Source organism: Haloactinopolyspora alba (assembly GCF_003014555.1).
Classification (GTDB): domain Bacteria; phylum Actinomycetota; class Actinomycetes; order Jiangellales; family Jiangellaceae; genus Haloactinopolyspora; species Haloactinopolyspora alba.
This window is the reverse complement of sequence record NZ_PYGE01000014.1, coordinates 132,405-145,247: the sequence shown is the minus strand read 5'-3', so window position 1 is coordinate 145,247 and position 12,843 is coordinate 132,405. Positions and strand designations below refer to the sequence as shown.

Annotated in this window: 8 protein-coding genes and 1 tRNA gene; all 9 read right to left on the bottom strand. The window is 69.4% G+C overall.

Features of this window, described 5'->3' with window-relative positions; genetic code table 11:
- Positions 1-54: 54 nt before the first annotated feature.
- Positions 55-249, bottom strand: coding sequence for a DLW-39 family protein (locus CLV30_RS18145; protein ID WP_106538654.1), 195 nt, complete (start codon positions 247-249; stop codon positions 55-57).
- A gap of 472 nt (positions 250-721) precedes the next feature.
- A tRNA-Ile gene (locus CLV30_RS18140) sits at positions 722-798 on the bottom strand.
- Positions 799-883: 85 nt separating this feature from the next.
- Positions 884-2,236 (bottom strand): DUF3566 domain-containing protein, encoded by a 1,353-nt coding sequence (locus CLV30_RS27035; protein WP_211300078.1) that lies wholly within the window; start codon positions 2,234-2,236, stop codon positions 884-886.
- On the bottom strand, positions 2,233-5,961 hold the full coding sequence (gene gyrA / locus CLV30_RS18130) for an intein-containing DNA gyrase subunit A (protein ID WP_106538652.1): 3,729 nt from the start codon (positions 5,959-5,961) through the stop codon (positions 2,233-2,235). The genes CLV30_RS27035 and gyrA overlap by 4 nt, the downstream gene beginning before the upstream one ends.
- A gap of 181 nt (positions 5,962-6,142) precedes the next feature.
- On the bottom strand, positions 6,143-8,146 hold the full coding sequence (gyrB, locus tag CLV30_RS18125) for a DNA topoisomerase (ATP-hydrolyzing) subunit B (RefSeq protein WP_240723181.1): 2,004 nt from the start codon (positions 8,144-8,146) through the stop codon (positions 6,143-6,145).
- 312 nt (positions 8,147-8,458) lie between these two features.
- Positions 8,459-9,136: a DciA family protein gene (locus CLV30_RS27030; protein ID WP_205740540.1), complete on the bottom strand. Its 678-nt coding sequence runs from the start codon at positions 9,134-9,136 to the stop codon at positions 8,459-8,461.
- Positions 9,137-9,297: 161 nt separating this feature from the next.
- Positions 9,298-10,455 (bottom strand): DNA replication/repair protein RecF, encoded by a 1,158-nt coding sequence (recF, locus tag CLV30_RS18115; RefSeq protein ID WP_106538650.1) that lies wholly within the window; start codon positions 10,453-10,455, stop codon positions 9,298-9,300.
- Between the two features lie 7 nt (positions 10,456-10,462).
- Positions 10,463-11,437, bottom strand: a complete 975-nt coding sequence (gnd, locus tag CLV30_RS18110; protein WP_420841964.1) for a phosphogluconate dehydrogenase (NAD(+)-dependent, decarboxylating) — start codon at positions 11,435-11,437, stop codon at positions 10,463-10,465.
- Positions 11,434-12,567 carry a DNA polymerase III subunit beta gene (dnaN, locus tag CLV30_RS18105; protein WP_106538631.1) on the bottom strand — a complete coding sequence of 378 codons (1,134 nt, stop codon included), beginning with the start codon at positions 12,565-12,567 and terminating at the stop codon, positions 11,434-11,436. Before dnaN ends, gnd begins: the two co-directional genes overlap by 4 nt.
- Between the last annotated feature and the right edge of the window lie 276 nt (positions 12,568-12,843).

Below are 12,843 nucleotides of genomic sequence, written 5' to 3'. Positions count from 1 at the left end.
CGGATCGGTCTCTCCGATCCGACGACGACGGTATTGGTTGACGATGCGTCAACTTCAAGTTCGGAACGTGCGCGTCTGCGGACATGGGTCGGCCGGCGGAATCGGATCCGTGGCCTCGGCCCACAGATCCTGCTCAGCCTGCCCGGACTGGTAACGGCGGTAGCCGAGGTACCCGGCAACTGCCAGCAGAGCCCCCAGCAGGACTTTCTTGTTGAACACGTGATCCGCCCTCCAGACGGTGGTCGCCATCTCCGGTGAGACTAACGCAGCCGGTCTCTCCCGCGACATGTGGCGTCGCAAACGGTCGCGATCGACGTGCCGTGGCTCAACCGCCGAACTCCAGCCGGCGCCAGACGATCGCGTCCACGTCGCCGGCTGCGGCGATGCGCACCTGCACACTCACGTCGTGTCCACTGACGAGCTGACGATGGTGGAGATGCCTTCACGGCTGACGACCCGCAGGCTGATTACGCCTTTCGATGGGCGGAACGCCTCAGCCAGCCGACGATCGCGGTGGCCACGAACAGTACGACTCCAATGACGCCGAGCCAGAGAAGGCCCTCGATCGCGAACCCCACGATCGACAGCACCAACCAGCCAGCCAGCAAGACGACTACAAGAGTGACCATGCTTGGGGAGTACCCAATTCTCGCCTCTCGCAACGGATGCTCGGAGATCCGTGCTGGTCACTGACGACGAATCGTGGCGGTGGTGATCGTGCTGGTGGGCCTAACTGGACTTGAACCAGTGACCTCTTCCTTATCAGGGAAGCGCTCTAACCGTCTGAGCTATAGGCCCGGGGACACATCTCGTGTGCCGAAGCAGATTACCGCACCACGGCGGGTCTACCCAAACTCGCCGCCGTCGCTGCGATCCGTACCGATCAGTCGTCCTCGGCCAACGTCAACTCGAGCCCGCCGAGAAGACTGGCCGAAAGGTTGTACAGGAACGCGCCGAGCGTCGCCAGCGCCGTGAGCAGCACGACGTCGACCACGGCGATGAGGGTGGTGAACCCGAGCACGCGGGAAAGCTCGACATACTGGTTGATGTCGATACCCGCGTTGTTGTCCGAGGCCGTCATGTCGGTGACGATCTCGTCGATGGACGAGAACACCCCCGCGGCGTCGAGAACGGACCACAGCACCGCGACCGCCACGAACAGCGTGATACCCAGAGCGACCGACAGCAGGAACGCCGTCTTCATCACCGACCACGGATCGACCCGCAGCAGGCGGAGCCGGGCCTTACGGATGCGACCGCTGCGCCGAGCCGACGCCGGACGGGCCTGCCGCGCCGATGCAGCCTCGACCGCGGGGACCGCGTCCATGCTGGCCTGTGTGTCCGCCGCCGGCGGCTGCTCCTGCGCCGCGGCGGGAGCGCCCTGGGCCAGGCCGGCCACAGGCTGACCGGGGCCGGACACCCCCTGACCGGGGCCAGGTGCGGCCTGGCCGGGACCGGGCGAAGCCTGCGCCGGACCCGGTGCGGGAGTCGGCGCCGGCGGTGCGGTCGGCGGCGAGACCTCCGGCGCCGCCGCGGCCGAACCGGACTCCCGGCGCTGCTTGGCCAACAACGACGGAGGCGGGACCGGAGCGGGCCGCTGCGCGGGATCCGGCGCCGCGGCCGCCTGCTGGCCCTGCTGCTGGTCCTGCTGCTGCGTGGTCGGCTGCGGCGGCTGCGCCGGTGCCGACGGCGCGGCCGGTTGCTGCTGCCCCTGCTGCGGCTCGGCGTTCGCCGCCGACTCCGTCTGGCCGCTTTCGCTGTCGTGCGACGGCGGACGAGCCCACGGGTTCGGCGTCGCGTTCTCGGCCGTGCGTGGTGTGTTGTCCTGGCGCGTACGCCCAGCCTTGGTCGCGGCGCGAGCCGCCGCGGCGCCGCGTGGCTGCTCGTTCTCGGCCGCCTGCTGCGCCTGGCGGCGGGTGTTCACAGCCGGGTCCGGAGCCTGCTTCTCCTGCGGATTCTGCCCGCGCCCGTTGCTCGACTGGTCGGCGTTCTTCCGCCGCTGCCCGCCAGAGCCGGAGCCGGGTGGTTGCGGCGGCCGGCCGTTCCCGCTGGCGTCGGGCGATCTGCCCTCGTCCTGTGCCCGCAGGGTGGCCGCCATCTCGGCGGCGATGGGACCACTGGCCTTGGCGTTCCCGCCAGTTGGCGCGTCGTTCGCCCCGGAGTCGGACGGCGACACGCTGGTGTCACGGGCGTCCTGGTCGCTCGCGGGACGTCCGGTCCCACCGCTGCTCGTCACGAGCCATCACCTTCCGCGTCGGTGTCAGGGCTGTCGTGTCCAGGCTCCACCACCGATTCGTCCTCCGCGTTGCGAGCAATGGCGACCACCGCGTCACCCTCGCCGAGCGCAACGTACTTGACTCCCATGGTGTCACGACCCTTGGCGGGGACGTCGCGCACAGGACTACGCGTCACACCGCCCGAAGCGCGGATCGCCAGCACGTCGTCGTTGTCGTCGACAACCAACGCACCCACCAGCGAACCTCGATCCTCGTTTATCTTCATGGCCTTGATACCCAAACCACCCCGACCTTGAACACGATATTCCTCGACGGCGGTGCGTTTGGCGAACCCACCATCTGTGACGGTGAACACGTACCAATCGGTTCCATCACGCACAACGGACATCGAGAGTAATTCGTCCCCCTCGCGGAACTTCATCCCGACCACGCCTCCGGTCGCCCGGCCCATCGGCCGCAGCTGCTCGTCGGTCGCGGTGAACCGGATGGCCTGGGCCTTGCGCGAGACCAGCAGCAGATCGTCCTCGGCGCCGACCAGCTCGGCCCCGATGAGCTCGTCGTCCTCCTCACGGAACAGGATCGCGATCACACCGCCGCTGCGGCTGGAATCGTACTCGGTGAGCCGGGTCTTCTTGATCATGCCGTTCTTGGTGGCCAGGACGAGATACTGCTCCTGCTCGTAGTCGCGCAGGGTCAGCACCCGCGCGATCTTCTCGTCCGGCTGGAACGCGAGCAGGTTGGCGACGTGCTGGCCCTTGGCGTCGCGCGCCAGCTCCGGCAGCTCGTGCGCCTTCGCCCGGTACACGCGGCCGCGGTTGGTGAAGAACAACACCCAGTGGTGCGTGGTCGTGACGAAGAACTGGCTGACGACGTCGTCCTCACGCAGTTGGGCGCCACGCACCCCCTTGCCGCCGCGCTTCTGCGAGCGGTACAGCTCGGCCTTGGTGCGCTTGGCGTATCCGCCGCGCGTGATCGTCACCACCACCGGCTCCTCGGGGATGAGGTCCTCGGCGGTCATGTCACCCTCGGCCGCGACGATGCGGGTGCGGCGCTCGTCGCCGAACTTGTCGACGATCTCGCCGAGCTCCTCGCGGATGATGCTCCGCTTGCGCTCGTCGGAGGCGAGGATGTCCTCGAGGTCGGCGATGTCGGCGATCAGCGTGTCGTGCTCGTTCTGCAGCTCGTCCCGCGAGAGCGCGGTGAGCCGGCGCAGCTGCATGTCCAGGATCGCCGTCGCCTGGACCTCGTCGATGTCCAGCAGCTGCATCAGGCCGGTCCGCGCCTCGTCGACATCCTGTGACCGGCGGATCAGCGCGATGACCTCGTCGATGGCGTCGATCGCCTTGAGCAGGCCGAGCACGATGTGCAGCCGCTCGCGCTTCTTGCGCAGCCGGAACTCGGTCCGCCGCCGGATCACCTCGACCTGGTGAGCAACCCAGTGCCGCACGAACCCGTCCAGCGACAGCGTGCGCGGCACGCCGTCGACCAACGCGACCATGTTGCAGCCGAACGTGTCCTGAAGCTGCGTGTGTTTGTAAAGATTGTTACGGACCACGGTCGGCACGGCGTCGCGCTTGAGCACGACCACCAGCCGCATACCCGTACGCGACGACGAGTCGTCACGCAGGTCGGCGATACCGGGAACCTTGCCGCTGTCGGCGAGCTCGGCGATCTTGCGGGTCAGCGCGTCCGGGTTCACCTGGTAGGGCAGCTCGCTGATGACGAGGCACGTCCGGCCGCGGCTGTCCTCCTCGACCTCGACGACGGCACGCATGGTGACCGAGCCGCGTCCGGTCCGGTACGCCTGCTCGATGCCGTTCGTGCCGACGATCAGGCCGCTGGTGGGGAAGTCCGGCCCCTTGACCCGCTCGAGCAGTGCGTCCAGCAGCTGCTCGTTGTCGGCGTCCGGGTTCTCCAGATACCAATCGACGCCGGAGGCCACCTCGCGCAGGTTGTGCGGCGGAATGTTCGTGGCCATGCCGACGGCGATTCCGCCCGAACCGTTGACCAGCAGGTTGGGGAAGCGGCTGGGGAGCACGTCCGGCTCGGCGCCGCGGTTGTCGTAGTTCGGGGAGAAGTCGACGGTCTCTTCGTCGATCTCGCGGACCATGTCCATGGCCAGCGGCGCCATGCGGCACTCGGTGTTGTGGCTGACCAGTCCGTTGGTGATGAAGGCGTGATCGTCGGTGTCGACCCGGAGGCTGTACACGGGGCGGACACCCGCGTCCTCGACCGCGGCCACTTCCGCGTAGTAGAACCGTCCGTCGACCAACGGTTCGACGACGTCCAGCGCCTCGTCGGTGAGTCGATCGGCGATCTCCGGCCAGCGCCGTTCCCACCGGTCGACACGGTCGACGTTGTGGAGTTTCAGCCACGTGTGGTCTGGGGAGCGCCGAGCAGATTCCGGGCGCCGCAGGAACTCGGCCAGATGCGGAACATGGTCGGCGCCGAGCCCACGCGCTTCGGCCGGCAATGCGCCGAGTACCGCCCCGAGCTTGTCGTGCTTCGTCCCCAGGAATCCGACACGCTCGGCGAACCGTTCGGCGCCGTGACGGTTCCCGATGACGACCTTGATCTCGCCGTTGTCGTAGAAACACAGGCTCGACACGATGCCCTGCTCGAGAAGAAGCTGCTGGACGTCTCCGGCCAGCTGCCGGCTCCGGGTGGAGTAGCTGATCTGAACCGAATCGCGGGGCAGGCTCGACACCGAACCGTCGCCGGTGAACAGTGAGCGGAGGAACTCGACCTTCACCGAGGCCGTCGCCGCCCACACGAACTCCGGGACCCGCTTGTCGGCGCTACGGTCGCCGGTCATCGGCGCCAGCACGCTGGCTCGGAGCGCCGTGAGGTCCTGCACGTCCAGCTCGTGCAACGTGGAACCGGACGCGATCTGCCGCTCACTGACATATCGCGGACCGCCGACGACCGCGTCGTACGCGTCGAGCACCGTGGTGAAGTACTCGGCGTCGACGTTGTTGAACCCGGCACGTTCGGACGAGACGAATCCTTCGCTGACGAACGCGCCGGCAAGAACCGCGGCATCGACCTCGGCAGCGTCGGGCAACCCCATCTCGGCCGCCTCGGTACGAGCCGCGACCACCACGTCGCCGGCCTCGACCTCGCCGAGAAGCTTCCAGGTCAGCGTGGGTACGCCATCGACAGGGGACAGCGTCAGGACCGGGTGGTTGTGCGTCCCCGTCACCTCGTACCCGTTCTTGGTGCGCAACCGCAGAGTGGGGTGCTCACCGGAGTGGAAGAACTTCGAGGCGTGGACGAGCTCTCCGCTGCGGCCGAAGAGCTTGAGGTCGATGTCCGTATCGGAATTCGGCTCCGCCTCGGGAACGATGTCCGCGATACGCACGGTGCCGAGATCCGCGGTCCGTACCCGGGTGTCGCCGGTGACGCAGTAGCGCATCGCGGCTTGGCGGTCGTCGCCGCGCGAGCCGAAGTTGCCCTGGCCCTGCACCAACAGGTAGCGCATCGACCACCACTGGCCCAGCCGGACCAGGGTGTCGTAGATCGCGGTGTCGCCGTGCGGGTGGTAGTTGCCCATGACGTCGCCGACGACACGCGAACACTTCGAGAACCCGCGCTCCGGCCGGTAGCCGCCGTCGAACATCGCGTAGAGCACCCGGCGGTGCACCGGCTTGAGCCCGTCGCGCACGTCCGGCAGCGCCCGTCCGACGATGACGGTCATCGCGTAGTCGAGATAGCTGCGCTGCATCTCGACCTGCAGGTCGACCGGCTCGATCCGGCCGCCGGGACCCACGACGTCGTCGGCCGCGGTGATGTCGTCAGTCACGTGTTCGTTCCTCCAGGTGCGGCGTCGTGGCCGCACATCATGTATGACGCGCGAGCGAGGCCCGCGGTTGACGTCAATGTCTTGCGTGTCGTGCCATGCCCGCTCAGATGTCGAGGAAGCGGACGTCGCGGGCGTTGCGCTGGATGAACTTCCGCCGGCTCTCGACGTCCTCGCCCATCAGCGTGCTGAAGATCTCGTCCGCCTGGGCCGCGTCGTCGAGCGTGACCTGCAGCAGCAGGCGCTGCTCGGGATCCATGGTGGTCTCCCAGAGCTCGTCGTCGTTCATCTCGCCCAGACCCTTGTACCGCTGGACGCCCTCGTCCTTCGGCAGCCGCTTGCCCGCCTCTCGCCCGGCCCGGACGAGAGCGTCGCGCTCGCGGTCGGAGTAGGCGTACTCGGCCGGCACGTCACGCCCGCTCCACTTCAGCTTGTACAGCGGCGGGTGCGCGAGGAAGACGTGTCCCTGCTCCACGACCGGCCGCATGAACCGGAACAACAGGGTCAGAAGCAGCGTCTGGATGTGCTGGCCGTCGACGTCCGCGTCGGCCATCAGCACGATCTTGTGATAGCGCAGACGGTTCAGGTCGAACTCTTCGTGCACCCCGGTGCCCAGGGCGTTGATGATCGCCTGGACCTCCTGGTTCTGCAGGATGCGGTCGATGCGCGCCTTCTCGACGTTGAGGATCTTCCCCCGGATCGGAAGGATCGCCTGGACCTTCGGGTCGCGGCCCTGCTTCGCCGGGCCGCCCGCCGAGTCGCCCTCGACGATGAACAGCTCGCATTCCTCCGGGTCGGTGGACTGGCAGTCGGCGAGCTTGCCGGGCAGGCCGGCACCGCCCATAAGGCCCTTGCGGCTGCGTGCGGCGTCGCGGGCCTTGCGGGCCGCTACGCGGGCCACCGCCGCGCTCTGCGCCTTGCGGGCGATCAGCTTGCCCTCGGTGGGGTTCTGTTCGAACCACGAGCCGAGCTGCTCGTTCACCACCCGCTGGACGAAGCTCTTCGCCTCGGTGTTGCCGAGCTTGGTCTTCGTCTGGCCCTCGAACTGCGGCTCGGCGATCTTGATGCTGATGATGGCGGTGAGACCTTCACGCACGTCGTCGCCGGTGAGGTTGGGGTCCTTCTCCTTGAGCACGCCCCAATCGCGCGCGAACTTGTTGACCAGCCAGGTCAGCGCCGCACGGAAGCCCTCTTCGTGGGTGCCACCCTCGTGCGTGTTGATGGTGTTCGCGAACGTGTGCACCGACTCGGTGAACTGGTCGTTCCACTGCAGTGCGAGCTCGAGGCTCATCGCCTGGCCGTCGCCGTTCTTGGACTCGTCCTCGAGCGAGATGACCGTCCGGTGCACCGGGGCCTTCGCCGTGTTCAGGTGGTCGACGTAGTCGACGAGCCCGTCCTGGTACACGTAGCGGACCTCGCGCGGGCCGGCCTGCTCCTCGACCGCGACGTCCTCTTCCACGCCGGGGTCGGCCGCCTGTGGACGTTCGTCGCGCAGCGTGATGGTCAGCCCCTTGTTGAGGAACGCCATCTCGCGGAACCGGGTGGACAGGGTCTCGAAGTCGTAGGTCGTGGTGTCGAAGATGTCGGGACTGGCCCAGAACGTCGTCACCGTTCCGGTACGGTCGGTCTCCTCGTGTCGCTGCAGCGGGCCGTCGGGAGCGCCGAGCGAGTACGACTGTGTCCACCGGTACCCGTCGTTGTAGATCTCGACAGCGAGGTGCGTCGACAGCGCGTTGACGACCGAGACGCCGACACCGTGCAGGCCGCCGGAGACCTTGTAGCCACTGCCGCCGAACTTGCCGCCGGCGTGCAGCACGGTCATGACCACCTCGACGGCCGGCTTCTTCTCGACCGGGTGCTCGTCGACCGGGATGCCGCGGCCGTTGTCCGCCACCCGGACGCCGCCGTCGGCCAGCAACGTGACCTCGATCAGGTCGCAGACGCCCGCCAGCGCTTCGTCGACGGAGTTGTCGACGACCTCGGTGACCAGGTGGTGCAGACCTCGCTCGCCGGTGGAACCGATGTACATGCCGGGGCGCTTGCGTACCGCTTCGAGCCCTTCGAGAACGGTGATGGCGCTGGCGTTGTAGGACGTGTTGTCGTCCGTCACGAACGGGGACCTCCTGCCAGGGATCAGGCCGCCCCGGACCACCTGAGGCCGCTGACGGCCCAGTGAGACCGAGCGGCCTGGATGGACAACCCCAAGTCTACCCCGCGACCTGCCCACAGTGCGCATTCTGCGGCCCACAACGGGGCTGACAATGGCGTGGCGGGCCGCTCATGAGTCCCCATACCCGCACCCGTGGGCCGACGGAGTCTGAGGGCGATCTCGCGCCGCCACCGATCTCCGGCGGTGGCTCCGGCACCCGTCCGTGCCGGACGTCCCGGCCGCGCCATGCCGGTCCGCGGACGACGGCGCAGGTCAGCCGTAGGTGTCCCGCGGTCCGCGGCCGGGGACCCGGCGTGGCCCCTTGTTCCAGCTCGGCGCCTGCGGACCCAGCACCTGCACCCGGACCACGGTGCCGTCGCCCACCTCGCGGTTGAGCTTCGCCACGAGATCGGCCGCGAACAGCCGGACCTGGGTCGCCCAGGCCGTGGACTCCGCACGCACGGTCAGGACGCCTTCGGCGTATCCCTCGGGACGGACGTGCGCCGCGACGTCGGGACCAACCACCTGGTCCCACCGCGCGACGGCGCCGTGGACCGCGAGCCGTTCCTCCCATCCGTGCTCTCCGACCAGCCGGTCCATGGTCGCCTCGAGCGACTGCGGGTCGCGATCGTCGCCACCAGGGCCGCTCCACCCCGAGCCCGGCGCCCGGGCGGCACGGCGCCGGTGGCCCCGTTGCCCGCCGCGTTTGCCACGGTCCGCACGGGATCCGGGGCGCCCACCGGCGCGTCCCGCGGCCTTCGCCCGCGAGACCAGCGACTTCGCCACGTCGTCGCCGTCGGGGTTCCACGTGAAACCGGAACCGGCCGCGGCAGCGAGATCGTCGGCGCTGACGGCACCGCCGCCCGGATCGGCCTCGGCCGGCTGCGGCGTCGGTTGCGCGGGGGCGGTGTCGCCGGTCTCCGGCGGGTCCGAGTCCTCGGTCGAGCTCACGCTCCGATCTCACCTCCCCGGCCGATGAAGCCACGCACGAGCGCCGGTCGGCCCACCGGAACCCTGATGTCCGGCTGTGCCGTGTCCGTCCACGTCCTGATGCGATCGTAATTGCCGGAGGCCGTGCCGCGGGTGCGCGTCGGCCGGTGTGCCGGCGGATCTCACCCGACGGGCCGGACCGAGCCGGATCCGACGTCCACTCGGGAGCCCTCGAGCCGGTCCGGCACGTCGTCCGGAACCGCCGCCGTCACCAGCACCTGCTCGGCGTCCGCCACCAGCCGCGCGAGCCGATCACGTCGGCCGGTGTCGAGTTCGGCGAAGACGTCGTCGAGCACCAGCACCGGATCGCTGCCACCCGCGCGCAGCAGCTCGTAGGAGGCGAGCCGGAGCGCGAGGGCGAACGACCAGGACTCGCCGTGGCTGGCGTACCCCTTGGCCGGCATCGGCCCGAGGCCCAGCACCAGATCGTCGCGGTGCGGCCCCACCAGCGACACGCCGCGCTCGATCTCGTCCTGTCGTGCCCGTCCCGCCGCTGCGAGCAGCTCTCGCGCCAGGGTGTCGCGATCCGCCGCCTGATCCATCTCCGGCCCGAGCGACGACCGGTAGGTCAGCTGGGCGTCGCCCGCTCCGCCGGCGGCGACCGCGTCGTAGGCCTTGGCCACCAGCGGGCGCAGCGCATCGACCAGTTCGAGGCGGGCGGCCAGCAGTTCGGCGCCGGCGGTGGACAGGTGCGTGTCCCAGACGTCGAGCGTGGACAGGTCCGGCGCCTGCCCGCCGCGCTTGGCGCCGCGGGTGGCCGCCCCCGCCGACTTCAGCAGGGCGTTGCGTTGCTTGAGCACCCGGTCGTAGTCGGCGCGGACGCCGGCGAACCGCGGTGCCCGCGCCACGAGCACGTCGTCGAGGAACCGCCGGCGCTGGGCGGGGTCACCCTTCACCAGGGCGAGATCTTCCGGGGCGAACAGCACCGTGGTCACGATGCCGAGAATGTCCCGCGGCCGGGTGGCCGGCGACCGGTTCAGCCGGGCACGGTTCGCCTTGCCCGGGGTGATCTCGACCTCGAGCAGGTTGTGTCGCGGCGTCGTGGCCGACGTGTCGACGACGTCAGCGCGGATCACCGCACGTTCGGTGCCGAACCGGACCAGCGGCGCGTCCTGTGCCACGCGGTGGCTGCCGAGCGTGGCGAGATAGTTCACCGCCTCGACGAGGTTGGTCTTGCCCTGCCCGTTGGGCCCGACGAAGGTGGTCACACCGGGCTCGAGCGGTAGTTCGACCTCGGTGTACGACCGGAAGTCCGCCAGGGACAGGTGCGCGACGTACATCGGCTGGTCAGGGTCGCGGGTCGGCGGCGCCGGAGGCCGGCCCTGCTTCGTCGGCGGCACGCACCGCGTGCCCGCCGAACTGGTTCCGCAGCGCGGCCACGGCTTTCATGGCGGGCGAGTCGTCCTGCCGGGAGGCGAACCGGGCGAACAGCGCCGCGGTGATGACCGGCGCCGGAACGGCGTGGTCGATGGCTTCCTGGACGGTCCACCGGCCCTCGCCGGAGTCGTCGGCGTAGCCCTCGAGCTCGCTGAGGCCGGGGTCGTCCTCGAGGGCGCGCACCAGCAGCTCGAGCAACCAGGACCGCACGACCGTGCCCCGCGACCACGCCTTGAAGGCCCCCGGAACGTCGGTGACCAGCTCGGACGCGTGCAACAGCTCGTAGCCCTCGGCATAGGCCTGCATCAGCCCGTACTCGATGCCGTTGTGGACCATTTTGGCGTAGTGACCTGCACCGACACCGCCGGCGTGCACGAACCCCTCGTCGCGCGGGCCGTCCGGACGCAACGCGTCGAAGACCGGCATCAGGCGCTGTACGTCCGCGGCGTCGCCGCCGGCCATCAGCCCGTAGCCGACCTCGAGACCCCAGACGCCGCCGGACACACCGCAGTCGACGTACCCGACGCCGCGCGTGCTCAGCACCTCCGCGTTCGCGATGTCGTCGGTGTACCTGGAGTTTCCGCCGTCGACCACGACGTCGCCCTCGTCGAGCAACTCAGCGAGCTCGGTGACGGTCGACCTGGTGGCCGGACCGGCCGGCACCATGACCCACACCACTCGCGGCGCGCTGAGCCGGCGCACCAGGTCGGGCAGGCTGCCGGCGTCACTGGCCTCCGGGTCGTGGTCGTAGCCGACCACCGTGTGCCCGGCCCGGCGCAGGCGGTCGCGCATGCTGCCGCCCATCTTGCCGAGTCCGACCAGACCGAGCTCCATGTGCGTCCCTTCGTGATCTGTGCGTTGGGCGTCGGCGGCCGACGGCGTCAGCCGGACAGCCGGATCGGCATCGCCAGGTAGCGATACCCTCCGTCCGGCTCCGACTCCGCGCTGTCCACACCCTGGATGACCACCGGTTTCATTGGCGTCTCGGTGAACGACAGGTGCGCGAACGTCGTACCCAGCGCCTGCAGGCCGTCCAGCAGGTACGTGGGGTTGAACCCGGTGGCGATGGCCGGGCCGTCGACCTCGGCCTGCAGCGCCTCCGACGCCTGCGCGTCCTCACCGCTGCCGGCCTCGAGCACCACCTGGCCCTCGTCGAACGAGAGCCGCACCGGCGTGTTGCGTTCGGCGACGAGCGCGACCCGCTTGACCGACTCGATCAGCGTGGAGATCTCGACCCTGGCGACGGTGGCGGTCTCGGTGGGGAAGATGCGCCGGTAGTTCGGCACCCATTCACCGTCGATGAGCCGGCTGGTGGTGTGCCGGCCGCCCGCGGCGACGCCGATGAGGCTGTCGCCGGAGTCACCCCCGAGCGCGACCGTGACCTGCCCGGACGACGCCAACGTCTTGGCGGCGTCGACGAGGGTCCGGGCCGGGACGAGGGCGATGGCGGACAGGTCCGGGCGGCCCGGCTGCCAGGTGAGCTCGCGCACGGCCATCCGGTACCGGTCGGTGGCCGCGAGCGTGACCTTCTCGCCCTCGATCTCGATCCGGATGCCGGTGAGCGTGGGCAGCATGTCGTCCTTGCCCGCGGCGACCGCCACCTGGGCAACGGCCTCGGCGAAGGCGGTGCCCTCGATGGTGCCGGAAGCGGCCGGGAGCTCTGGGAGCTCGGGATACTCCTCGACCGGAAGGGTCAACAGGGTGAACCTGGCGCTGCCGCAGGTGATGGTGACCTTCGACCCGTCCGAGTGCAGGTCGACGGGCTTGTTGGGCAGTGACTTCGCGATGTCCGCGAGTAGCCGGCCGGACACGAGGACGGTGCCGCCGTCGGCCACGTCGGCGTCGAGCGAGACCCTGCCGGACACCTCGTAGTCGAACGAGGAGAACGAGACCTGACCGTCGGACGCGTCGATGCGCAGTCCGGCGAGCACCGGCACGGTCGGCCGGTTCGGCAGGGTCCGCGCGGTCCATGCGACCGCGTCGGCCAGTACATCACGATCGAGCCGGAACTTCACCGGTCCACCGCCCTCCCCTCGGGCATCCGCCCGGGTCGTTGTGGTTCACACATCATCCTTCCACGGAGCCCTGACAACTGTGGAAGAGGTCTTTCAGGTTCCTCTGTCGTCCGCCGTCCACAGGAACGTGCCGTCCCCACTTGTGCGGCGCGTCGGATCACATGGCTGGTCTCGTCGTGTCCATAGGGCCGGTGGACATTGTGGACGACGATGATCGTCGCAGTTCACATCGGTTGTGGCCGTCCACCTCGGATGTGCGTCGCCGTTGTGGGTGAC